The sequence below is a fragment of the Escherichia sp. HH26CH genome (assembly GCF_009820205.1).
Taxonomy (GTDB): Bacteria; Pseudomonadota; Gammaproteobacteria; order Enterobacterales; family Enterobacteriaceae; genus Escherichia; species Escherichia coli_F.
Window position 1 is genome coordinate 177949 of the sequence record NZ_VNXM01000038.1, and the last position, 23778, is coordinate 201726.

A 23778-nucleotide genomic window follows, 5' to 3' on the forward strand; every position below is an offset into this window, starting at 1 on the left:
CCTGGACTCGCCGCATTACAATGAAACAAAAACAAACAGTTAGCTGTAAAGTGTGATTTACGTCACTCTTTATTAGGATGAGGGTTTCGTTTCCGGTTCATCCGCCATGTTGCCGGTATGTTTACCTTCTTCGGTTCCCTGCCAGCCATGTCGTTGAATTAATGACAGATGTTCACGGTCTTCGGTAATGATCTCACTTAACATCGCGCTGGTGCGTTTATAGACCGCCGCACGGGCTTTGGTGTCGTTCTCAACCATTGCCATCTCTTCCACCATCTGAATATTAAAGCGGCGGAACACATCTGCACGCTCCCGCGCTTCATACGGCCCCAGACCTAAACTTTCCAGCGCCAGACGCCCGGTTTTCAGTGCCCCTTCAAAGGTTTCACGCTCTGGCTTTTCAACGCCTGCCTGACGCAAACGAATGTAGTGATCGACATCACGGGCGCGGGCAATAATCTGCAGATGCGGGAAATGTTCTTTCACCATCTCCGTCAGTTGCAGGTTGGTTTGTGGATCGTCAATGGAGTTAATCAGCACTTCTGCTTTCGCCGCTCCGGCAGATTCCAGTAAATCCATCCGCGTGGCATCGCCGTAAAACACTTTCATGCCAAATTTGCGCAAGGTTTCGATATGGTCAGGATCATGATCGAGCACCACCATTTTCACCCCGCTGGAGAGCAGTAAACGTCCGGTTATCTGCCCAAAACGACCGAATCCGGCAATGATCACCCGCGGCTGTTCTTCATCAATCTCATCGGCTTCACGCGCTTGTTCGGTAGAAGATTGCTCAAGGCGATTGAGGATCACCAGCAGAATCGGCGTTGCCGCCATCGACAGCGCCACCGCCAGGGTCAGCGACTTCGCCCACTCCGGCTCCAGCACATTCGCCATCTGCGCCGCACCAAATACCACAAAGGCAAACTCACTGCCCTGCCCTAACAGCACCGCAAACCAGCGACGCTGTTTATTCGGCACCTGCAACGGTCGGGCAATCAGCCACAGCATGGCGATTTTGATGATGAGGAAACCGAGCAGCAAAATGACAATGCGCAACGGATTTTCAAGCAGCGTGCCAAAGTCTATCGACATGCCAACACCGATGAAAAACAGCCCCAACAGCAAACCTTTAAATGGCTCGATATCGCTTTCCAACGCATGGCGGTATTCCGAGCTTGCCAGCAGTACGCCCGCCAGAAACGCCCCCATCGCCATCGACAAGCCGACCTCTTCCAGCAGCAAACCAAAGCCAAACACGAGGAATAACGCCACGGCACTAAACACTTCCCGCAAGCCAGAGCGGGCAACAAAACGCAGCGCCGGACGCGTGACATAGCGCCCCAGCAGTACCACCAGCACCAGTGCACCCGCCACTTTTAACGCCGAGAGAGCAAATGCGCCCATCGTCGTCGAGGCACTGCTCGCCGCCAGTAGCGGGATCATCGCTACCAGCGGGATCGCGGCGATATCCTGGAACAGCAGCACCGCAAAGGCGCTACGGCCCATTTGTGTCACCATCAGGTTGCGTTCATTCATCGCCTGCATGGCAATTGCCGTTGATGAGAGCGCCAGTGTCATGCCGATCAGTTCCGCTACCTGCCAGCGCAGACCAAGGAACATGCAGAACAGCCCCAGCAGGCCGCCGCAAACCACCATCTGTAATGCACCACCACCAAACACTGCCGCACGCAACTTCCACAGCCTTTGTGGATCGAGTTCGAGGCCGATAATAAACAGCATCAGCACCACGCCAATCTCGGCAAAGTGGAGGATAGATTCGGCATCGGTCACCAGTCGCAGCCCCCACGGGCCAATAATGCAGCCCGCGATCAGGTAGCCAAGAACCGAGCCAAGCCCTAGGCGCACCGCAATGGGTACAATCAGCGCCGCCGAACCGAGGTAGATCAGCGCCTGAATCAGCGTATGGCTATCCATGATGTGCCTCCTGCCATTCCAGCAGACGTTGCTTATAGTGACGCGCCTGCCCTTCGAGGGTTTCGTCGTCACAAATAAAGGTACAGTGCATGGCAAACGGTGGCAGCCAGTTCAGCCCGCAGTAGATTGCCGTCGCCTGTAGCGGCTGCGACAGCACATCAAAGCCCGGATGCGCGCCAATCTCAAAATGGCTTTCCCCGCCGCCGGTCGTCACCGCCCACAGCAAATGTTTGCCATGCAGCGCCGTACCGCCGTGACCGTAAGCCCAGCCGTGCGAGAAGACTTTATCGATCCAAAGTTTAAGGAGCGGTGGAATGCTGTACCACTGCATCGGGTGCTGCCAGACGATCAGATCGGCGCGAGACAACGCCTCCTGCTCGGCAGCAATATCGATATTGAAGTCAGGATAGAGTTGATAAAGAGAGCGAACTTCGACGCCTTCCAGCGTCCTTGCGTGTTCAAGCATCCGTTTATTCGCATGAGAATGATGCGGATACGGATGCGCATAAATTATGAGGATCATAGTTAACTCGCGTGTTTACGCCTTTGTTTTCCCACAAAGTGTAGTCACATATTCACGCAGCTAATAGTCAATAATATTGATTCAAAAAAGGCAGAAATCTGAATAAATTACCCCATTCGTTGCCTGCGGATCGTCATATTGCTGGTCTGGGCCAGCGACATCCCCCGTGTCTCTGGCGCAAACGCAATGGAAATCAGCAAACCAAACAGCGAGATACCTGCTCCCATCAGCATCGTGTTACTGATGCCGTAATTATTGATAAAGATCGGCAGCGCCCAGGTTGAAACAATGGTGCCAATACGGCTTAAGGACATAATCACGCCCACAGCAGAGGCGCGGATATCCGTCGGGAAGAGTTCATTAGGATAGAGCCACTGCAAATTACCCGGCCCACCAGAGAAAAAGGCATACACCGCAAATGCCATCACTACCAGCCAGATCCCCATATCCGGGATCAGCCCCAAAACCGCCAACGCCAGCGTCATCATGGCAAAGCTGCCAATCAACAACGGACGCCGTCCGGCAGTATTAAGCCACAGCATCGGCGGAATACAGCCGAGCATAAAGAACAGGCTAATCACCACGTTCCCCAGCGCCGCGTTTTTGCCAACCCCCAATCCCAACAAACCAACAATTTGCGGGCCAAAGGTGTAAATGGCGAACATCGGGATCACCTGGCAGGTCCAGATGGCGGCAACAAACAGAACAAAAGGAAAATGGCGGCGATTAAACAGATCGCGAAAACGGGTTTGCTGCGGCTGCTCTTCATCGAAAGCCACCGGTTCGCCAAACAGTTTGATCATCATCTCTTCGCACTCTTTTACTCGCCCTTTGCGTAACAACCAGCGGGGAGATTCAGGCAGTTCGAATCGACCAATCAAAATCAACAAACAGGGGATCGCTGCGCTACCCAGCATCCAGCGCCAGCCGCCTTCCACATCATAAAGCCAATAGCCGACCAAATCGGCGCAAGTCGCGCCGACATACCACATCGCGGCGATAAAGCTGATTGAAAACGCCCGCTGACGGGTGCTGGAGAACTCAGTGATCATCGAAGTCGCGATGGGATAATCTGCACCGATGACAATGCCGATGAGTACCCGCATCACCAGTAGTTCGATGGGGGATGAGACAAACATCGTTGCTACCGATATCACACCAATGGCGATGATATCAATGAGGAACATTTTGCGCCGTCCGACCTTATCGGAGATATAGCCAAACAGCGATGTACCGACAAACAGCCCGGCGAGCGTTCCCGCCCCTAGCAAGCCAATCCAGTCTGCGTCCAGCTTTAGCGCAGGAGTCAGTTGCTCCAGCGCCACGCCAATCATTACCAGTACATAACCATCCAGAAACGGGCCACCGCTTCCCCACAGCAAAATGCGGCGGTGAATTGAGGAGAATTTGAGATCGTCAAAGTTTCTGGACGGTTGCATGGGTTATTCCTGTTTTTTTGCAATGAGAGTCAGTACGGCGTTACGTATCAAACCAACATCAGCCGTAACGAAACTCCACACCAAAGGTGCCGCGCGGGTATTCCCACTGTTCCAGCGCCGACCCCAGCCCCAGAATGCGGCAGGTGCCACACTCCAGACATCCGGCGTAATCGAAGCGCACACTGCCATCATCCTGCTTCTTATACAGACCTGCGGGGCACGCTTTTACCAGCAGCTCCAGCGCCTGTTTATCCGCGTCGGCCTTTACAACAATGTGCGGATGCTCTTCATCGACATTGAATTTATTGACGCCCAGTTTGACGTCCACATTGACGGGAGAAGTCATAAAACGGTCACTCCTTTCATGCCATCCTTGATCAGATTGATGAAGCCCACTTTCTTGCCGTGGCGGAGGATTTTCTTGCGCATCAGTTCCGGCGCGCTGCCGTCAATGGTGAACAGGTCACGCGCCACGCCCACCGCCAGTTCCGGGTAACCGCTAAACATGCGTGGGTTATCAAGGAACGCCGGTAGTTTCTGGTACATGCGCATATCGCGCAGTGGGCCACTCTCAAGATGCTGACGATATTCCGCCAGTTTTTGCTTACTGAAATCGTCGCTTTTCATCGCTGAAAGCACGGTTTTTGCAGCAGCTTCCCCGGCGGCAATCGCCAGATCCATACCGCGAATAGTAAAACCGAGGTTCATACACATTCCGGCGGCATCACCGGCAATCAGTACGCCGTCACCGACCAGCTCCGGTAGCATGTTGATGCCTGCTTCCGGCACTACGTGAGCGGAATATTCCACCAGCTTGCCGCCTGCGATCAGCGGTGCAACGGCCGGATGTTGTTTGAAATCTTCCAGCATTTGCGGCACCGATTTTTTCGCGTCATGCAGATGATGCAGACCACAAACCAACCCCAGCGATAGAGTGTTTTCATTGGTATAAAGAAAGCCGCCGCCCATCAGGCCATCGGTGGGTGATCCCGCAAACAGGCAAGCCGCGCCCTGATTACCCTTCAACTGAAAGCGGTCTTCGATTACCGACTTCGGTAACTCGATCAGTTCCTTCACGCCAACCGCCACATCCGTCGGTTTAACACGTTTAGCCATCCCCAGCTTTTCGGCAAGGATGGAGTTCACCCCGTCAGCAAGGATCACCGTTTTCGCTTCAATCACATCGCCATCGGCTTCTACGCCGACAACTTTGCCATCGCGCTGTACGAGGTTATCGACACGAATCCCGGTAATTAACTGCGCGCCCGCCTCTTCGGCCTGCTCCATCAACCAGGCATCAAATTTACTGCGCAAAACGGAGTAAGAACGCTGGGATGGCGAGGTTTCGTCGCCATTGCAGTAGTCCATAGTCATCGCTGACTTTTCCGTCATAAACGCGAGTTTTTCATGGGTGATCAGGCGTTCTACGGGGGCGGATTCGGCGAAACCTGGAATAATGTGTTCCAGACTGTGGGCATAGAGACGCCCGCCGGTGACGTTCTTGGCACCTGCGGAATTGCCACGCTCGATAACTAACACTTGCGCACCTTCGCGGGCGAGCACCAGTGCGGCAACCGAACCGGCAAGCCCTGCACCGACGATGATGGCGTCAAAGATATCTTCGGACATAAGAGCTCCCTGTCAGCGGCAGGGCCAAAATGCAGCCCTGCCAGAGTGGATCAACGTGCTAAAGCTGCGGTCAGCGCCGGAAGGATCTTCACGGCGTCGCCAACAATGCCGTAATCCGCGTACTGGAAGATCGGCGCATTTTTATCTTTGTTGATGGCGAAAATGGTTTGCGATGCGTTAGCGCCAACCATGTGCTGGATCTGCCCGGAGATCCCCACCGCCAGGTACAGTTCAGGTTTCAGCATCAGGTTGGAGATACCGACATAGCGTTCGTGCTCCATCCATTTTTCGTTTTCTGCCACCGGACGAGAACAGGCCAGCTCCGCACCTATCGCCTTGCAAAGCTGTTCTGCCAGCGCAATGTTCTCTTTGCTGCCAATGCCGCGACCGACGCTGACCACCAGACGGGCTTTATCCAGATCGACGCTGTTGCTCTGGCGCGCCTGCGTTGCCGTGCGGGTAATCGCCACCGCCGGAGCCTGCCACGCCACGGTGTGTGTTTCGCCAGTACGTGACGCGTCTGGCTGAGCCGCATCAAACGTGCCGCTGCTGATGGTCAGTACCGCATACGGCGTGGCAATGCGTTCTTCGCCAATCGCCAGACCGCCGTAAACCATGTGTTTCACTGTCGCTTTACCGTCCTGCACGCTAACGGCGCTGGCATCGTTCGAAACCGCCGCTTTAAGGCGGTAACCCAGTTTTGCCGCCAGTAATTTGCCGCGACGGGTATTCGGCAACAGCACCAGACCGTATGCGCCGTGCTGGCGAATAGTGTCAGCCATGACACCGGCGTAATCTTCGATCATCCGATCGTCCGGTTTGCCGCTTAATTTCCAGACATGATTAGCGCCAAACTGGATTGCCAGTGCGCCGTCGGCATCATTGAGGACAAATGTGTTGATTTGATTAGCTAAAGCCTGCGCACCGTTCATCAGTTCCGGCAGACGAGAAGGGGTATCGCTGAATACCCAGACTTGAGAAAACGTGTTCATAGCATCCCCTGTAATTAAATGACTTTGCGAAGATTTTCAGCAAATGCGGCGATCTGTTCTTCGCCGTCGCCTTCAATCACGATGCGCTGACGCTCGCGCTGTTTCGGTGCGGCAACCTGTTGTTCAGACCAGGCTTCCACGGCGTTAAAGCCAATATCCGCCGCCGACCATACCTGGACTGGCTTTTTCGCCGCGCCGAGAATGGCTTTCATCGAAGGAATTTGTGGGGAGTTGATATCAGTGGAAACAGCAACAACCGCAGGCAACGGAATGCTTAAGGTTTCGGTTTCATCTTCCAGTTCGCGCTCAACGGTGAGGGTATCTGCCGTCAGGGAAATAATTTTGCTGACACCGTTAACGACTGGAATATCGAGGATTTCGCCCACCAGCAAACCAACCTGTTGGGCATAAAGGTCGGAAGAACCATCGCCACAAAGGATCAAATCAAAGCCTGCTTTCTGGGCGGCAGCAGCCAGTGCGGTCGCCGTTTGTTGCGGCAGTGCCTGCTCGAACTGGTCATCAATCACCACAATCAGTTCATCCGGGCCGCGCGATAGCACATCTTTACGCCCTTTGGCGTTGGTCAGGGCTTTACCGCCCACACTTAAGGCCGTCACCTGCGCCTCTGCTGCCTGTTGCTTTAGCTGGCAAGCCGCTTCAATAGCGTTGAGATCGTATTGGCTTATTTTGGCATCGGCTTTACTGAAGTCTAACGAACCATCAGCATTATTGACCGCAATATCCTGTTCATCAGGCACGCACTTATAGCAAGTAATAATCTTCATTGCATCTCCAGAAATCATGAAGGAAACGTCGTTCATATCGGTGGTGTTAATTACAGATATCACGCCCTTTAATTTGGAAATAAAACTTTAATCACCAATATTGAAAATGTCACACGCAGATAAATCCAACTTTCAATATTGTTAAGTTCCTCACCAATATTGAAAACACGGCGTAGCAAAAAGAAATTTTCAATATTGTTTTATGGATCACCAATATTGAAAGTCAGATGCTATTTTTTTACTCATATCAGAACATAACAAACTGATTAATAATCAAAATTAACACAAAAATGCCCTCTATTTACCCGAAACAAAAATGTGATAACAATCACAGAATGCAGCTTGTTGAATACCCATTATGAGTTAGCCATTAACGCGTCCACGAGGTTAATAATAATCATATTAAATGTTAACAAAAATAAAACAAACGGGAACGCAAAATAAATATTCGTTTTCACAGTGGAATTAACTCATGAAGAATGAAAAGAGAAAAACGGGAATAGAACCGAAGGTTTTCTTTCCGCCGTTAATAGTCGTCGGCATACTTTGTTGGCTTACAGTCAGAGATCTGGATGCGGCGAATGTCGTTATTAATGCTGTATTCAGTTACGTCACCAATGTATGGGGATGGGCATTTGAATGGTATATGGTGGTGATGCTTTTCGGTTGGTTCTGGCTGGTGTTTGGCCCGTATGCCAAAAAGCGTTTAGGTAACGAACCACCAGAATTTAGTACCGCCAGTTGGATCTTTATGATGTTCGCCTCCTGCACGTCTGCTGCCGTACTGTTCTGGGGATCGATTGAGATCTACTACTACACCTCTACCCCGCCGTTTGGCTTAGAACCGAACTCGACGGGTGCGAAAGAGCTGGGGCTGGCTTACAGCTTGTTCCACTGGGGACCGTTGCCGTGGGCCACTTACAGCTTCCTCTCCGTCGCCTTCGCTTACTTCTTCTTTGTCCGCAAAATGGAAGTGATTCGCCCCAGCTCCACCCTGGTGCCGCTGGTAGGTGAAAAACACGCCAAAGGGCTGTTCGGCACTATCGTCGACAACTTCTATCTCGTCGCCTTGATCTTCGCCATGGGCACCAGCCTGGGCCTTGCTACGCCGCTGGTGACCGAGTGTATGCAGTGGTTGTTTGGTATTCCGCATACCCTGCAACTGGACGCTATCATCATTACCTGCTGGATTATCCTCAACGCCATTTGCGTCGCCTGTGGTCTGCAAAAAGGGGTACGTATCGCCAGTGACGTGCGTAGTTACCTGAGCTTCCTGATGCTGGGTTGGGTGTTCATCGTCAGCGGTGCCAGCTTCATCATGAACTACTTCACCGATTCGGTGGGAATGTTGCTGATGTATCTGCCGCGTATGTTGTTCTATACCGATCCCATCGCCAAAGGCGGCTTCCCGCAGGGCTGGACCGTGTTCTACTGGGCATGGTGGGTAATTTACGCTATCCAGATGAGTATCTTCCTCGCCCGCATCTCCCGTGGTCGTACCGTGCGTGAACTGTGCTTCGGCATGGTACTGGGTCTGACCGCATCCACCTGGATCCTGTGGACTGTACTCGGTAGTAACACTCTGCTGTTGATGGATAAAAACATCATCAACATTCCGCATCTGATCGAACAGTACGGTGTCGCGCGCGCCATCATCGAAACCTGGGCTGCTCTACCGCTCAGCACCGCCACCATGTGGGGCTTCTTCATCCTCTGCTTTATCGCCACCGTTACCCTGGTTAACGCCTGCTCTTATACCCTGGCGATGTCCACTTGCCGCGAAGTACGCGATGGCGAAGAGCCACCGCTGCTGGTGCGTATCGGCTGGTCAATTCTGGTTGGCATTATCGGTATTGTTCTGCTGGCGCTCGGCGGCCTGAAACCGATTCAAACCGCCATTATTGCCGGAGGATGCCCGCTGTTCTTCGTCAACATTATGGTGACGCTCTCCTTTATTAAAGACGCGAAACAGAACTGGAAAGATTAATTAACCCACAAAATATCAAGAGGTTGAAAGATGGATTTTAATTTAAATGATGAGCAGGAACTGTTTGTCGCCGGTATCCGCGAACTGATGGCCAGCGAAAACTGGGAGGCCTATTTTGCCGAGTGCGACCGTGACAGCGTCTACCCGGAACGTTTTGTCAAAGCACTGGCAGATATGGGTATCGACAGCCTGCTTATCCCGGAAGAGCACGGCGGGCTGGACGCAGGTTTTGTCACCCTCGCCGCCGTGTGGATGGAATTGGGTCGTTTGGGGGCACCAACCTACGTGCTGTACCAGTTGCCGGGTGGATTCAACACCTTCCTGCGCGAAGGCACACAAGAGCAGATCGACAAGATTATGGCGTTTCGTGGTACTGGTAAGCAGATGTGGAACTCAGCGATTACCGAACCCGGGGCTGGCTCTGACGTGGGTAGCCTGAAAACGACTTATACCCGTAGAAATGGTAAGATTTATCTTAATGGTAGTAAGTGTTTTATTACCAGCAGCGCCTACACCCCGTACATCGTGGTGATGGCGCGTGACGGGGCTTCTCCGGACAAACCTGTCTACACCGAATGGTTTGTTGATATGAGCAAACCGGGCATCAAAGTGACCAAACTAGAGAAGCTCGGTCTGCGTATGGATAGCTGCTGTGAAATCACCTTTGACGATGTGGAACTGGACGAGAAAGACATGTTCGGTCGGGAAGGTAACGGCTTTAACCGCGTCAAAGAAGAGTTCGATCATGAACGTTTCCTGGTAGCTCTCACCAACTACGGTACGGCGATGTGCGCCTTTGAAGATGCGGCGCGCTACGCCAACCAGCGCGTGCAGTTTGGCGAGGCTATTGGTCGTTTCCAGTTGATTCAGGAAAAATTCGCCCACATGGCGATCAAATTAAACTCCATGAAAAACATGCTGTATGAAGCAGCGTGGAAAGCAGACAACGGCACCATCACCTCTGGCGATGCAGCGATGTGCAAATACTTCTGCGCCAATGCGGCATTTGAAGTGGTGGATAGCGCAATGCAGGTGCTGGGCGGTGTTGGGATTGCGGGCAACCACCGCATCAGCCGCTTCTGGCGTGACCTGCGTGTAGACCGCGTTTCCGGAGGATCTGACGAAATGCAGATCCTGACGCTGGGTCGCGCGGTGCTGAAGCAATATCGCTAAGTCCGTGCGCTGCCTGATGCGACGCTGACGCGTCTTATCAGGCCTACGGGAGCACGAATGTCGGCCGGATAAAGCGTTTACGCCGCATCCGGCAGTCATGCGCTACATAAATTTTTCAGGAGCTAATAATGGATCATCTACCCATGCCGAAATTCGGGCCGCTGGCCGGATTGCGCGTTGTCTTCTCCGGTATCGAAATCGCCGGGCCGTTCGCCGGGCAAATGTTCGCAGAATGGGGGGCGGAAGTTATCTGGATCGAGAACGTCGCCTGGGCCGACACCATTCGCGTTCAACCGAACTACCCGCAGCTCTCCCGCCGTAATTTGCACGCGCTGTCGTTAAATATTTTCAAAGATGAAGGCCGCGAAGCGTTTCTGAAATTAATGGAAACCACCGATATCTTCATCGAAGCCAGTAAAGGTCCGGCCTTTGCCCGTCGTGGCATTACCGATGAAGTCCTGTGGCAGCACAACCCGAAACTGGTTATCGCTCACCTGTCCGGTTTTGGTCAGTACGGCACCGAGGAGTACACCAATCTTCCGGCCTATAACACCATCGCCCAGGCCTTCAGTGGTTACCTGATTCAGAACGGTGATGTTGACCAGCCAATGCCTGCCTTCCCGTATACCGCCGATTACTTTTCTGGCCTGACCGCAACCACGGCGGCGCTGGCAGCACTGCATAAAGTGCGTGAAACCGGTAAAGGTGAAAGTATCGATATCGCTATGTACGAAGTGATGCTGCGTATGGGCCAGTACTTCATGATGGATTACTTCAACGGCGGCGAAATGTGCCCGCGCATGACCAAAGGTAAAGATCCCTACTATGCAGGTTGCGGTCTGTACAAATGCGCCGACGGCTACATCGTAATGGAACTGGTGGGTATTACTCAGATTGCAGAATGTTTTAAAGATATTGGCCTCGCACATCTGCTTGGCACGCCAGAAATTCCGGAAGGCACTCAGCTTATCCACCGTATCGAATGCCCTTACGGCCCACTGGTAGAAGAGAAACTCGATGCCTGGCTGGCGACACATACCATCGCAGAAGTAAAAGAACGCTTTGCCGAACTGAATATCGCCTGCGCCAAAGTGCTGACCGTACCGGAACTGGAAAGCAATCCACAGTATGTGGCCCGTGAATCAATCACCCAGTGGCAAACAATGGATGGTCGCACCTGCAAAGGGCCAAACGTGATGCCGAAATTCAAAAATAACCCCGGTCAAATCTGGCGCGGAATGCCATCACATGGCATGGACACAGCCGCCATTTTGAAAAATATCGGCTACAGCGAAAACGACATTCAGGAGTTGGTCAGCAAAGGTCTGGCCAAAGTTGAGGACTAAACGCGTGGCGTCAGTCGGCTTGTCTGACTAGCGCCCGCCCAATAACAAATGACTAAAATGGATAGAGGTGCAATGGATATCATTGGCGGACAACATCTACGTCAAATGTGGGACGATCTGGCTGACGTTTACGGTCATAAAACGGCGTTGATTTGTGAATCCAGCGGCGGAGTCGTTAACCGGTACAGTTATCTTGAGTTAAATCAGGAGATTAACCGCACGGCAAACCTGTTTTATACGCTGGGGATTCGCAAAGGCGACAAGGTTGCTCTACATCTCGACAACTGCCCGGAATTTATCTTTTGCTGGTTCGGGCTGGTAAAAATTGGCGCAATTATGGTGCCGATTAACGCCCGCCTGTTGCGCGAAGAAAGCGCGTGGATCCTGCAAAATAGCCAGGCGTGTCTGCTGGTGACCAGTGCGCAGTTCTATCCCATATATCAACAGATTCAGCAGGAAGATGCCACGCAACTGCGGCACATTTGCCTGACAGATGTGGAGCTTCCCGCTGATGATGGCGTGAGTTCGTTTACTCAACTGAAAAATCAACAACCTGCCTCCTTGTGCTATGCACCGCCGCTATCGACCGACGATACGGCGGAAATTCTCTTTACCTCCGGTACCACTTCCCGGCCGAAAGGGGTGGTGATTACCCATTACAACCTGCGCTTCGCCGGATATTACTCCGCCTGGCAGTGCGCACTACGTGACGATGACGTCTACCTGACGGTAATGCCTGCATTTCATATCGATTGTCAGTGTACTGCGGCGATGGCGGCGTTTTCTGCCGGTGCCACCTTTGTGCTGGTCGAGAAATACAGCGCCCGCGCCTTCTGGGGACAGGTACAAAAGTACCGCGCCACCGTTACCGAATGCATTCCGATGATGATCCGTACCTTGATGGTGCAGCCGCCTTCTGTGAACGATCGGCAACACCATCTGCGGGAAGTGATGTTTTATCTCAACCTGTCGGAGCAGGAAAAAGACGCATTTTGTGAACGCTTTGGCGTCCGCTTGCTGACGTCTTATGGGATGACGGAAACCATTGTTGGCATTATCGGCGATCGCCCGGGCGATAAACGACGCTGGCCGTCAATTGGCCGTGCAGGATTTTGCTACGAAGCGGAGATCCGCGACGATCACAATCGTCCGCTCCCGGCTGGTGAAATCGGTGAAATCTGCATTAAAGGCGTACCAGGGAAAACCATCTTCAAAGAATATTTTCTTAACCCGCAAGCCACTGCCAGAGTCCTGGAAGCCGATGGCTGGCTGCACACTGGCGATACCGGATACCGCGACGAAGAGGGCTTTTTTTATTTCGTCGATCGCCGCTGCAATATGATTAAACGCGGTGGCGAGAATGTCTCCTGCGTGGAGCTGGAAAATATTATCGCCGCACATCCGAAAATTCAGGACATCGTAGTTGTTGGTATTAAAGATTCGATTCGTGATGAAGCTATCAAAGCATTTGTGGTGTTGAATGAAGGTGAAACATTGAGCGAAGAGGAGTTCTTCTGCTTCTGCGAGCAGAATATGGCGAAATTTAAAGTGCCCTCTTATCTGGAGATCAGAAAAGATCTGCCACGTAATTGCTCGGGAAAAATAATCAGAAAGAATCTGAAATAAATGAAACGGCAGGGAACTACCCTGCCCGCTAATAATCACGTTCTAAAACAATATGCATTTTTTGCAGGGATGTTGTCGTCCCTGAAAAAGCAAAAATGGAGAAAAGGAATGAGTGAATCATTACATCTGACCCGCAATGGATCAATTCTGGAAATTACCCTTGATCGCCCAAAAGCGAATGCTATTGATGCAAAAACCAGCTTTGAAATGGGCGAAGTCTTTCTAAATTTCCGTGACGATCCGCAATTACGCGTCGCCATTATTACCGGTGCCGGAGAGAAATTCTTTTCCGCAGGCTGGGATTTAAAAGCGGCAGCAGAAGGCGAAGCACCGGATGCTGACTTTGGTCCAGGTGGTTTTGCGGGATTAACCGAAATTTTCAATCTCGACAAACCAGTAATCGCAGCTGTGAACGGCTACGCCTTTGGCGGCGGCTTTGAACTGGCACTGGCGGCAGATTTTATTGTCTGTGCCGATAACGCCAGCTTCGCCCTGCCGGAAGCCAAACTGGGCATCGTTCCTGACAGCGGCGGCGTGCTGCGTCTGCCGAAGATCCTACCACCTGCCATCGTCAATGAAATGGTAATGACCGGCAGAAGAATGGGCGCAGAAGAGGCGCTGCGTTGGGGAGTAGTCAACCGCGTGGTTAGCCAGGCGGAGCTGATGGATAACGCCCGCGAACTGGCACAGCAACTCGTTGACAGCGCACCACTGGCGATCGCAGCGCTGAAAGAGATCTACCGCACCACCAGCGAAATGCCAGTAGAAGAAGCGTATCGCTATATTCGCAGCGGCGTGTTGAAACACTATCCATCGGTTCTGCATTCGGAAGATGCCATTGAAGGGCCACTGGCGTTTGCCGAGAAGCGCGATCCGGTGTGGAAAGGACGTTAACAACCGTGAGTTATTACGCCTTTGAGGGGTTAATTCCAGTGGTTCACCCGACGGCGTTTGTCCATCCCAGTGCGGTCTTGATTGGCGATGTGATTGTGGGAGCCGGTGTCTACATCGGCCCACTCGCCTCACTGCGTGGTGACTACGGGCGGTTGATCGTGCAAGCGGGAACCAATATTCAGGATGGTTGCATTATGCATGGCTACTGCGACACTGACACCATCGTTGGGGAAAACGGCCATATCGGGCACGGAGCAATCCTGCATGGTTGTGTGATTGGTCGCGATGCATTGGTCGGGATGAACAGCGTGATTATGGATGGCGCGGTCATTGGCGAAGAGAGCATTGTTGCCGCCATGAGCTTTGTCAAAGCAGGCTTTAGTGGCGAGAAACGCCAGTTGTTGATGGGCACGCCTGCCTGCGCTGTACGCAGTGTTAGTGACGACGAGTTACACTGGAAGCAGTTGAATACCAAAGAGTATCAGGATCTTGTCGGCCGCTGCCATGTAGCGTTACATGAAACGCAGCCGTTGAGACAAATGGAGGAAAATCGTCCCCGTTTGCAGGGGACGACGGATGTGGCGCCAAAGCAGTGACATCGTCGGATGCGGCGTAAACACCTTATCCGACCTGACTGGAGAGCAACCGTAGGCCGGATAAGATGCCAGCATCGCATCCGGCAACCAGACCGCACGGTATCAACGAAATTAAATTAACGACGCATACTCTTCGACAACATCATTTGCCACTTCTGCTCGCGGTTAAGTTCCGTGAGTGGAACGGCAGGAATACGCGGTGTCTTTCTTACGCCGACTAATTTTTCCCGACTGTTATTGCGCAGGCGCGCGTAAATTTGCTCATCGATATCGACCACTTTAACCAGTCGCTGACACTGGCATCCCCGCCCTTCCAGCTTATTAGGGATCATCTTAACTTCGCAGCTTATTTCTGTGACTTCCGACAGAATATAAGTCAGGGTATTAACCGCCTTGCTGTGTTCAATATCGAAATGAATAGAGATCTCTCTTGCTATCACCCACCGATTTTCAGCCATCATCCATTCGGCGATTAACAAGTAGAGTGGTTTTTCAACATATCCTTCACACATACGAACTCCAGTTTCACAAATTAAAAGTCTGGCTATGACTCGTTTTGAAGCAATTAAACAAGGCCATATTAAAATTGTGGATATATCGATAGTATGCAACTTCACCGTCGATAAGTGTGAGCTAAATCCTGCTTATGTCATCAAAAATATCGATTCCCCAAAAGATTTACTTAATGGGCAAAAAAAAACGGTCCTCATCAGAGAACCGTATTAGTTATTCGATCAAATTAGCGGATGAAAAATATCCGCCATGACACGCTATTATTTGATCTGCGCGTGCATTTCCTGCACCGAAATTACTTTTTCAGTCGCATCGGCATTTAGCGCCATCGCGGTAGCGAAACCACCGTTCAGGGTGGTGTCATAATGCACTTTATATTGCAGCGCACTGCGACGAATCACGCGGGAGTCTTCAATCGCACGACGGCCTGACGTGGTGTTGATGATGTAGGTATATTCGCCATTCTTGATACGGTCCTGAATGTGCGGACGACCTTCATGCACCTTGTTCACCAAACGCGGGTTAATACCTGCTTCGCCCAGCACAATCGCTGTGCCGTGGGTCGCATCCAGCTCGAAGCCCTGTTTCAGCAGTTTTGCCGCCAGGTCAACCACGCGTTCTTTATCGCCTTCACGCACGGAGAGCAACGCACGACCGTGTTTCTTCATCGTGGAGTTACTGCCCAGCTGCGCTTTGGCAAACGCTTCAGCGAAGGTGCGGCCCACGCCCATCACTTCCCCGGTAGAGCGCATTTCTGGCCCTAACAGCGGGTCAACGCCGGGGAATTTGTTGAACGGCAGCACCACTTCTTTCACCGAGTAATATGGCGGGATAACTTCTTTAGTTACGCCCTGCTCAGCCAGCGATTTGCCAGCCATCACACGCGCCGCCACTTTCGCCAGCGGTACGCCGGTGGCTTTAGAGACGAACGGAACGGTACGCGCCGCACGCGGGTTAACTTCAATCAGGTAGACTTCGTTGTTTTTCACCGCAAACTGCACGTTCATCAGACCGCGCACCTGCAATTCGAAGGCCAGTTTCTGCACCTGTTGGCGCATCACATCCTGAATTTCCTGACTTAAAGTGTAGGCTGGCAGAGAACATGCGGAGTCACCGGAGTGCACGCCCGCCTGCTCAATATGCTCCATGATGCCGCCAATCAGCACCATTTCACCGTCGCAGATGGCGTCCACATCCACTTCTACCGCGTCATCGAGGAAGTGGTCCAGCAACACTGGCGCATCGTTAGACACGCTCACCGCCGTCTGGAAGTAGCGACGTAGGTCAGCTTCGTCATAGACGATTTCCATCGCCCGACCGCCGAGAACGTAAGACGGACGCACCACCAGCGGGTAACCAATCTCTTTTGCCTTCTCAACCGCCATTTCAATAGCGGTAACGGTGGCGTTCGCCGGTTGTTTCAGTTTCAGACGGTCAACCGCATGCTGGAAGCGTTCACGGTCTTCCGCACGGTCGATAGCATCCGGGCTGGTGCCGATAACCGGTACGCCAGCGGCTTCCAGTGCGCGCGCCAGTTTCAGCGGGGTCTGACCGCCGTACTGAACGATAACGCCTTTCGGCTTCTCAATACGCACGATTTCCAGCACATCTTCCAGAGTTACCGGCTCGAAGTAGAGGCGATCGGAAGTGTCGTAGTCAGTGGAGACGGTTTCCGGGTTACAGTTAACCATAATGGTTTCGTAACCGTCTTCGCGCAGCGCCAGTGAGGCGTGTACGCAGCAGTAGTCGAATTCGATACCCTGACCGATACGGTTCGGGCCGCCGCCGAGGACCATGATTTTGTCACGGTCAGATGGGTTGGATTCGCACTCTTCTTCATAAGTGGAGTACATATAAGCGGTGTCGGTAGCGAACTCTGCCGCACAGGTATCCACGCGCTTGTAAACCGGGTGCAGGTCATACTGGTCACGCAGCTTACGGATTTCTGCTTCACGCACGCCCGCGAGTTTTGCCAGACGCGCATCGGCAAAGCCTTTGCGTTTCAGCTGGCGCAGGAAGTCAGCGTTCAGGCCAGTGATGCCCACTTCTGCGACTTTCTCTTCCAGGCGCACCAGCTCTTCAATTTGTACCAGGAACCAGCGGTCGATATTGGTCAGATTGAAGACGCCGTCTACGGACAGGCCCGCACGGAACGCATCGGCGATATACCAGATACGCTCTGCGCCTGCGTCTTTCAGCTCGCGGCGAATTTTGGTCAGCGCTTCCGGATCATCGAGGCTGACTTTCGGGTCGAAGCCAGTTGCGCCCACTTCCAGGCCGCGCAGCGCTTTTTGCAGGGATTCCTGCTGCGTGCGACCAATCGCCATCACTTCGCCAACCGATTTCATCTGAGTGGTCAGACGGTCGTTCGCCCCGGCGAATTTCTCGAAGTTGAAGCGAGGAATTTTGGTGACCACGTAGTCGATGGACGGCTCGAAGGAGGCCGGAGTACGCCCGCCGGTGATGTCGTTCATCAGTTCGTCGAGGGTGTAACCCACCGCCAGTTTCGCCGCCACTTTAGCAATCGGGAAGCCGGTCGCTTTCGACGCCAGCGCCGAAGAACGCGACACGCGCGGGTTCATTTCGATAACAATCAGGCGACCATTTTTCGGGTTCACCGCAAACTGGACGTTGGAACCACCGGTTTCAACGCCGATTTCACGCAGTACCGCCATCGAGGCGTTACGCATGATTTGATATTCTTTGTCGGTCAGCGTTTGGGCTGGCGCGACAGTGATGGAGTCACCGGTGTGGATGCCCATCGCATCGAAGTTTTCGATAGAGCAGACGATGATGCAGTTGTCGTTTTTATCACGCACCACTTCCATCTCGTACTCTTTCCAGCCGATCAGCGACTCATCAATCAGCAGCTCTTTGGTCGGAGAGAGATCCAGACCGCGGGCGCAAATTTCTTCAAACTCTTCGCGATTATAAGCGATACCGCCACCGCTACCACCCATAGTAAAGGATGGACGAATAATGCACGGGAAGCCCACTTCAGCGGCAACTGCCAGCGCTTCTTCCATGGTGTGTGCGATACCGGAACGCGCGGTTTCCAGACCAATTTTCTTCATCGCTACGTCGAAACGGCGGCGGTCTTCTGCTTTATCAATCGCATCGGCGGTAGCACCAATCATGGTGACGCCGAACTCCTCCAGCACGCCTTGACGCTCCAGCTCCAGCGCACAGTTCAGCGCTGTCTGACCGCCCATCGTTGGCAACACCGCGTCCGGACGCTCTTTTTCAATAATCTTGCGTACCACTTCCCAGTGAATCGGCTCGATGTAGGTCGCATCAGCCATTTCCGGGTCGGTCATGATGGTCGCTGGGTTGGAGTTCACCAGAATGACGCGGTAACCCTCTTCGCGCAGGGCTTTACATGCTTGCGCGCCAGAGTAGTCAAACTCACACGCCTGACCGATAACAATCGGGCCCGCACCCAGAATCAGGATACTTTTTATATCTGTACGTTTTGGCATGGCTCTTTTACTCCTGATTACTTAGCGGTTTTACGGTACTGCTCAATTAACTCGATAAAGTGGTCGAACAACGGCGCGGCGTCGTGTGGACCCGGACTGGCTTCAGGGTGGCCCTGGAAGCTGAATGCCGGTTTATCGGTGCGATGAATGCCCTGTAACGTACCGTCGAACAGGGATTTATGCGTAACACGCAGGTTTGCAGGTAATGTTGCTTCATCCACCGCAAAACCGTGGTTCTGGGCGGTGATCATCACCACGTTTTTTTCAACATCTTTAACCGGATGGTTGCCGCCGTGGTGTCCAAATTTCATTTTGACAGTCTTCGCACCGCTCGCCAGCGCCAGCAACTGATGGCCGAGGCAGATGCCGAATACCGGGATGTCGGTTTCGAGGAATTTCTGGATGGCAGTAATAGCGTAATCACACGGTGCCGGGTCGCCAGGACCGTTGGAGAGGAAGATGCCGTCTGGATTCATTTTCAGCACGTCTTCCGCAGAGGTTTGCGCCGGAACGATGGTCAGGCGGCAGCCTCTATCCACCAACATGCGCAGGATGTTGCGCTTGGCACCAAAATCATAAGCCACAACATGGAACGGCAGCTCGTCTTCTTTCTTCGCTTCTGGCAGGCCGCCGGTCAGCGTCCAGCTCCCTTGTGTCCAGCTATAGGATTCTGCGGTGGTAACTTCTTTTGCCAGATCCATGCCGTTCAGACCTGGGAACGCGCGGGCTTTTTCTAACGCCAGCGCCGCATCCGGGTTATCGCCTGCGATAATGCAGCCATTCTGTGCGCCTTTCTCACGCAGTAAACGCGTCAGCTTACGGGTATCGATATCAGCAATCGCCACGATGTTATGGCGTTTAAGGTAAGAAGAGAGGTCTTCGGTATTACGGAAGTTGCTGGCAATCAGCGGCAGGTCGCGAATCACCAGACCTTGTGCATGTACCTGAGAAGATTCTTCATCGGCGTCATTTGTGCCGACATTGCCAATATGGGGATAAGTAAGAGTAACGATTTGACGAGAATAGGAAGGATCAGTGAGGATTTCTTGATAACCGGTCATTGAAGTATTGAAAACGACTTCCCCAACCGCCGAACCTGTTGCCCCTATGGCCCGACCGTGAAACTGGGTTCCGTCTTCCAGAACCAATAGCGCTGACTTAATCAAAACACCCTCCAGAGAATATTCACTCACTTTATTTGCATATTAATTCACAATGATGACGTAAATCAATGCAAATCTGCTTACCGACGAATTTCTGGCAAACGGCGGCATTCTGGAGAGATGAGAGCTAAAAGTCAACTTAATGGTGGTATTTTTTATATTATTTTGTGGCTCATGCATGTTTTGCAGGAATTAAGCGACAAAAAGATCATATAACCCGTTCTGGAAAACGCTTGCGCAGCGAGAAGATTGCATGAAATAAAAATGAGCAGAAAAAAGTGGACCAGATGGTCAAAATTTACATTAAAACAACAAAAATAGAAGCGAAAACATGTTATTTTTAGCACTTTATATGATTTTATAAATAAAAAACCAAAAATAAAAGGGCCAAAAATTAAAGCCCTTTATAATCAATAAATTAAATGTGTTATTTTTGCATCATCATAAACATTTTGTGGTTACAAATTATTGAGATCAAGCACATCTCGCATATCAAAAAGACCACTTTCCTTACCACTCAACCACAAAGCCGATCTTACCGCACCGTTAGCAAATGTCATGCGGCTGGACGCCTTATGGGTGATCTCCAGACGCTCACCAATATCGGCAAACATCGCGGTATGTTCGCCAACGATGTCACCCGCACGCACGGTAGCAAAACCAATCGTTCCAGGTACGCGTTCACCGGTATGCCCTTCACGACTGTAGACCGCGCATTCTTTCAGGTTTTTATCCAGCGCGTGAGCTATCGCCTCCCCCATCGCCAGTGCGGTACCTGACGGAGCATCAACTTTATGTCTATGATGTGCTTCAATAATTTCGATATCGGTGTAGTCACCCATCACTTTGGCTGCTTTCTCCAGCAGCTTAAGCATGACGTTAACGCCAACGCTAAAATTGGCGGCAAAGACAATCGCAATATCGGCGGCGGCGTCACGAATCGCCTGTTTACCGGCTTCGTCAAACCCCGTAGTGCCGATCACCATCCCTTTGCCATGCTGGCGACAAAAAGCGAGATGGTTCAGCGTACCTTCCGGACGGGTAAAATCGATAAACACATCAAAATCATCTTTTATCGCATCAAGGCTGCTTTGCACAGTAACGCCTGTTTTTCCTGCACCCGCCAGCTCACCGGCGTCGCTGCCCAGTAAAGAAGATCCTTCGCGCTCCAGCGCCGCGCCCAGCTGCACGCCTTCTAATGCCAGCGCCGCCTGAATCAACTGGCGGCCCATACGCCCCCCGGCTCCCGCGATGGCAACGCGGATGTTTGCATCATGCATAGCTATTCTCTTTTGTTAATTTGCATAGACCGTTTTCAGAGTAACCAGCGCATCGCTACGCCGCCAGCCAAAAACGCTGATAATTAGAAATTAATGATAAACAGGGAGGGATATCAGTGAAAGGCATGAGTCGATGAATGACTGCATGCCGATAACATGTGACAGGTTACGACGCCAGAGCCAGCACCTCAGCCACCCACTGCTGGAAACCTTTCACATCCAGATCCAGCGCCACCTGCACGTTTGCAGGTTTACTCAGGCAACCATCAATATCAACAACCGTAGTACCTGAGGTAAATTCACCCTGAGTTTCCACCGCCACAAAACACGGTTTGAGAGTGAACAAGTCTGGGCGCACCAGCCAGGCGATGGCGCAGAGATCGTGCATACGCAGACCGCTTTGCATACTGCCGCTACGGTAGTGGCTAAACAGGGCGTGCAACATTTTCCCGGTACGATTCAACTCCGGCAAAGTAGCGAGATAGTCAGGAGTTAATATTGCCTGATTGGTGACATCCAGACCGCACATAACGATTTCGATGCCGCTACGGAAGACACAGGCTGCCGCTTCTGGATCGGCAGCAATATTAAACTCGGCGTTTGGCGTACAGTTGCCGCGTCCGGCAGAACCGCCCATGATCACCAGACGGCGAATATGCGGTTTGCATTCCGGGCATTGTGAAAGTAACAGCGCAATATTGGTTAACGGGCCGATGGCTACCAGCGTAACAGGCTCAGGCGCACGCAGCAGGGCATCACGAATCGCCAGAAATGCGGGTTGCTCCAGTGGCTTTCGGTTGTGCTCGACAAAGTCGTAGCCAGCCATTCCCGATTCACCGTGCACAGATGCTGCATTACGCGGTGCGCGTACCAGCGGAACGGAGGCTCCCTGGGCAAGCGGAATCTCCGCATTCCAGAAATGCAGCAGTTGCAGGGCGTTGCGGGTGGTTTTCTCTACCGAGACATTACCCGCGACGGTGGTCATCAGTTGCAGGTCAAGTTCCGGGGCAAAAATCGCGGCGGCAATGGCGACAGCATCGTCAATGCCTGGGTCAGTATCAAGGAAGATGGGTATAAGTTTTGTCATTACTGTCTCTCCTGGCTTGTTACTTGCTCATGGCTTTGAACTCATCGCGGCTGATACAGATACCCGAAATATCTTTATTCGTCACCAGACGCGGGCTAAGTTTATCGCCTTCAACAAACGGTACTAGCGGGCAAAATTCCCCTGGAGACGCTTTATCTTCCTGCCACTGAATTTCAATGGATTCCGGCTTCATACCTGGTTTCTCTGACTGAATGACTGTGCGGATATCCGTGGTTAACTGAAATGGCTCACACCCCTTCACATCAGTAAAAGTCGGCGTCAGATGACCATTCTTACGTTCCTGCAGATAAAAAATGCGGCCATCGTGATAGGAAGGAATTATGTAGCAGGTATACATTTTACCTTTACTTAGCACGGGCTGAAGATAACTTGAACCTCTCTCGATCAATTCAACCTCTTTCCCCTTCCAGCGATAAACGTCAACCCCGTGACTACAGCAGCTTCCTCGCCAATGGCTGACGATCTGCTTATATTCTGCATCTGGCTCCGGCGAGGTGATTTCCTGATAAGACGCAGGCGCATCAACAAAACCTTGTGTTGAGGGATCGTAAAGCCAGGTTTGTTCGGGGATATTGGGTCCAGCGGGTAACTCTTGCGGAATGGAAAGATCCGGATAACCATCAAAATTAACATCCTTCCATTGAGGCGTAAAAATGCTACAAGTGCCGATAGAAGCAGTATATAAGGTCTGTATCGGTTTCCCATCACGATATAATTTTATTGCTGAAATGACCGGAACATTATTACAGTCGATCGCTTTGGAAGGGTCGTAATCGTCATTCACTTCCGCCACCAGCACCAGATCAATGCCCGGATCGTTTTTGGGTTTGTTATAGTTAAGCGCAATGGTGAAATGGTGTTTTTTATCGGCTGAAGTCCATACACCTTTTATCTCAATCGGTGAAACTTCAGCATCCCATTGACCAGAAAGTGTCTGTGCGTGCTCCTCAAGAAGCAACCGCTTAACCTGGAGAGATCCACGCAGAATTAATCGCATTTTTCTCTGATTGCAGGGTTCATAGCAATAGCTACCATGAAGGTCGTTGTTAATCCGCGTGATATCGACACTTACCTGCTTACCCGCAATCGTCCCGGAATAATTTCGATCCCAGAACGGAAATTCAAGCTGCGAAGCGCCATTGGCCGCTCCCAAACAAAATACAAAAGCCAAAAATCCCGCCAATCCATAAGCTATCTTGCTCATCATCCTTGCCTCCGCAGAAGAGTACAGCTAAATAAATATCCTCCGGCATAGCCGGAGGTTTTTCAAATGCGCCTGTAAGGCTCTGTTACCAGCCGCGCCCTAACAG

The 23778-nt window shown here is 52.0% G+C and carries 19 protein-coding genes; 6 read left to right on the forward strand and 13 right to left on the reverse strand.

Annotation, left to right across the window (positions count from 1 at the left end):
- Positions 1-72: 72 nt before the first annotated feature.
- The 7 genes from kefC to FQ015_RS12805 all read right to left on the reverse strand — a co-directional run bounded on the left by kefC (position 73) and on the right by FQ015_RS12805 (position 7303).
- A complete protein-coding gene (kefC, locus tag FQ015_RS12775) occupies positions 73-1935 on the reverse strand; it encodes a glutathione-regulated potassium-efflux system protein KefC (RefSeq protein WP_160524124.1) in 1863 nt (620 codons plus the stop codon).
- Positions 1928-2458, reverse strand: a complete 531-nt coding sequence (gene kefF, locus FQ015_RS12780; protein WP_032183187.1) for a glutathione-regulated potassium-efflux system oxidoreductase KefF — start codon at positions 2456-2458, stop codon at positions 1928-1930. Before kefF ends, kefC begins: the two co-directional genes overlap by 8 nt.
- 107 nt (positions 2459-2565) lie before the next feature.
- Positions 2566-3897, reverse strand: coding sequence for an MFS transporter (locus tag FQ015_RS12785; protein WP_074500872.1), 1332 nt, complete (start codon positions 3895-3897; stop codon positions 2566-2568).
- Positions 3898-3955: 58 nt separating this feature from the next.
- Positions 3956-4243, reverse strand: a complete 288-nt coding sequence (gene fixX, locus FQ015_RS12790) for a ferredoxin-like protein FixX (protein ID WP_000203741.1) — start codon at positions 4241-4243, stop codon at positions 3956-3958.
- Complete coding sequence (locus FQ015_RS12795; protein ID WP_160524125.1) at positions 4240-5526, reverse strand: FAD-dependent oxidoreductase; 1287 nt, start codon at positions 5524-5526, stop codon at positions 4240-4242. Before FQ015_RS12795 ends, fixX begins: the two co-directional genes overlap by 4 nt.
- Positions 5527-5576: 50 nt before the next feature.
- Positions 5577-6518 carry an electron transfer flavoprotein subunit alpha/FixB family protein gene (locus tag FQ015_RS12800; protein ID WP_160524126.1) on the reverse strand — a complete coding sequence of 314 codons (942 nt, stop codon included), beginning with the start codon at positions 6516-6518 and terminating at the stop codon, positions 5577-5579.
- A 14-nt stretch (positions 6519-6532) separates the two neighbouring features.
- The gene (locus FQ015_RS12805; RefSeq protein ID WP_000692219.1) at positions 6533-7303 is read right to left on the reverse strand and encodes an electron transfer flavoprotein; all 771 of its coding nucleotides are present in this window, start codon (positions 7301-7303) and stop codon (positions 6533-6535) included.
- A 472-nt stretch (positions 7304-7775) separates the two neighbouring features.
- Here FQ015_RS12805 and caiT point away from each other — a divergent pair, with 472 nt between their 5' ends.
- From caiT to caiE, 6 genes are all read left to right on the forward strand, one after another.
- The gene (gene caiT / locus FQ015_RS12810; RefSeq protein ID WP_160524127.1) at positions 7776-9290 is read left to right on the forward strand and encodes an L-carnitine/gamma-butyrobetaine antiporter; all 1515 of its coding nucleotides are present in this window, start codon (positions 7776-7778) and stop codon (positions 9288-9290) included.
- Positions 9291-9320: 30 nt separating this feature from the next.
- On the forward strand, positions 9321-10463 hold the full coding sequence (gene caiA / locus FQ015_RS12815; RefSeq protein ID WP_000347117.1) for a crotonobetainyl-CoA dehydrogenase: 1143 nt from the start codon (positions 9321-9323) through the stop codon (positions 10461-10463).
- 128 nt (positions 10464-10591) lie between these two features.
- A complete protein-coding gene (gene caiB, locus FQ015_RS12820) occupies positions 10592-11809 on the forward strand; it encodes an L-carnitine CoA-transferase (RefSeq protein WP_039021804.1) in 1218 nt (405 codons plus the stop codon).
- A 72-nt stretch (positions 11810-11881) separates the two neighbouring features.
- Positions 11882-13435 (forward strand): crotonobetaine/carnitine-CoA ligase, encoded by a 1554-nt coding sequence (caiC, locus tag FQ015_RS12825; protein WP_039021803.1) that lies wholly within the window; start codon positions 11882-11884, stop codon positions 13433-13435.
- 108 nt (positions 13436-13543) lie between these two features.
- The gene (gene caiD / locus FQ015_RS12830; RefSeq protein ID WP_000004398.1) at positions 13544-14329 is read left to right on the forward strand and encodes a crotonobetainyl-CoA hydratase; all 786 of its coding nucleotides are present in this window, start codon (positions 13544-13546) and stop codon (positions 14327-14329) included.
- 5 nt (positions 14330-14334) lie between these two features.
- Positions 14335-14925, forward strand: a complete 591-nt coding sequence (gene caiE, locus FQ015_RS12835) for a carnitine operon protein CaiE (protein ID WP_160524128.1) — start codon at positions 14335-14337, stop codon at positions 14923-14925.
- A gap of 116 nt (positions 14926-15041) precedes the next feature.
- Here caiE and caiF read toward each other — a convergent pair whose 3' ends face one another.
- From caiF to FQ015_RS12865, 6 genes are all read right to left on the reverse strand, one after another.
- A complete protein-coding gene (gene caiF / locus FQ015_RS12840; RefSeq protein ID WP_000333125.1) occupies positions 15042-15437 on the reverse strand; it encodes a carnitine metabolism transcriptional regulator CaiF in 396 nt (131 codons plus the stop codon).
- Positions 15438-15698: 261 nt separating this feature from the next.
- Entirely contained in the window at positions 15699-18917 is a 3219-nt protein-coding gene (gene carB / locus FQ015_RS12845; RefSeq protein WP_001126398.1) for a carbamoyl-phosphate synthase large subunit, read from the reverse strand.
- A 17-nt stretch (positions 18918-18934) separates the two neighbouring features.
- Positions 18935-20083, reverse strand: coding sequence for a glutamine-hydrolyzing carbamoyl-phosphate synthase small subunit (carA, locus tag FQ015_RS12850; protein ID WP_039021800.1), 1149 nt, complete (start codon positions 20081-20083; stop codon positions 18935-18937).
- Positions 20084-20538: 455 nt separating this feature from the next.
- Positions 20539-21360 carry a 4-hydroxy-tetrahydrodipicolinate reductase gene (dapB, locus tag FQ015_RS12855; RefSeq protein WP_103253544.1) on the reverse strand — a complete coding sequence of 274 codons (822 nt, stop codon included), beginning with the start codon at positions 21358-21360 and terminating at the stop codon, positions 20539-20541.
- Positions 21361-21526: 166 nt separating this feature from the next.
- On the reverse strand, positions 21527-22447 hold the full coding sequence (rihC, locus tag FQ015_RS12860) for a ribonucleoside hydrolase RihC (RefSeq protein ID WP_160524129.1): 921 nt from the start codon (positions 22445-22447) through the stop codon (positions 21527-21529).
- A gap of 19 nt (positions 22448-22466) precedes the next feature.
- Complete coding sequence (locus FQ015_RS12865) at positions 22467-23672, reverse strand: XAC2610-related protein (RefSeq protein WP_160524131.1); 1206 nt, start codon at positions 23670-23672, stop codon at positions 22467-22469.
- Between the last annotated feature and the right edge of the window lie 106 nt (positions 23673-23778).

Bases quoted from the DNA above. Each gene is read 5' to 3' on its own strand.
- kefC (WP_160524124.1), bottom strand. From the start codon at position 1,935: ATGGATAGCCATACGCTGATTCAGGCGCTGATCTACCTCGGTTCGGCG.
- kefF (WP_032183187.1), bottom strand. From the start codon at position 2,458: ATGATCCTCATAATTTATGCGCATCCGTATCCGCATCATTCTCATGCG.
- FQ015_RS12785 (WP_074500872.1), bottom strand. From the start codon at position 3,897: ATGCAACCGTCCAGAAACTTTGACGATCTCAAATTCTCCTCAATTCAC.
- fixX (WP_000203741.1), bottom strand. From the start codon at position 4,243: ATGACTTCTCCCGTCAATGTGGACGTCAAACTGGGCGTCAATAAATTC.
- FQ015_RS12795 (WP_160524125.1), bottom strand. From the start codon at position 5,526: ATGTCCGAAGATATCTTTGACGCCATCATCGTCGGTGCAGGGCTTGCC.
- FQ015_RS12800 (WP_160524126.1), bottom strand. From the start codon at position 6,518: ATGAACACGTTTTCTCAAGTCTGGGTATTCAGCGATACCCCTTCTCGT.
- FQ015_RS12805 (WP_000692219.1), bottom strand. From the start codon at position 7,303: ATGAAGATTATTACTTGCTATAAGTGCGTGCCTGATGAACAGGATATT.
- caiT (WP_160524127.1), top strand. From the start codon at position 7,776: ATGAAGAATGAAAAGAGAAAAACGGGAATAGAACCGAAGGTTTTCTTT.
- caiA (WP_000347117.1), top strand. From the start codon at position 9,321: ATGGATTTTAATTTAAATGATGAGCAGGAACTGTTTGTCGCCGGTATC.
- caiB (WP_039021804.1), top strand. From the start codon at position 10,592: ATGGATCATCTACCCATGCCGAAATTCGGGCCGCTGGCCGGATTGCGC.
- caiC (WP_039021803.1), top strand. From the start codon at position 11,882: ATGGATATCATTGGCGGACAACATCTACGTCAAATGTGGGACGATCTG.
- caiD (WP_000004398.1), top strand. From the start codon at position 13,544: ATGAGTGAATCATTACATCTGACCCGCAATGGATCAATTCTGGAAATT.
- caiF (WP_000333125.1), bottom strand. From the start codon at position 15,437: ATGTGTGAAGGATATGTTGAAAAACCACTCTACTTGTTAATCGCCGAA.
- carB (WP_001126398.1), bottom strand. From the start codon at position 18,917: ATGCCAAAACGTACAGATATAAAAAGTATCCTGATTCTGGGTGCGGGC.
- dapB (WP_103253544.1), bottom strand. From the start codon at position 21,360: ATGCATGATGCAAACATCCGCGTTGCCATCGCGGGAGCCGGGGGGCGT.
- rihC (WP_160524129.1), bottom strand. From the start codon at position 22,447: ATGACAAAACTTATACCCATCTTCCTTGATACTGACCCAGGCATTGAC.
- FQ015_RS12865 (WP_160524131.1), bottom strand. From the start codon at position 23,672: ATGAGCAAGATAGCTTATGGATTGGCGGGATTTTTGGCTTTTGTATTT.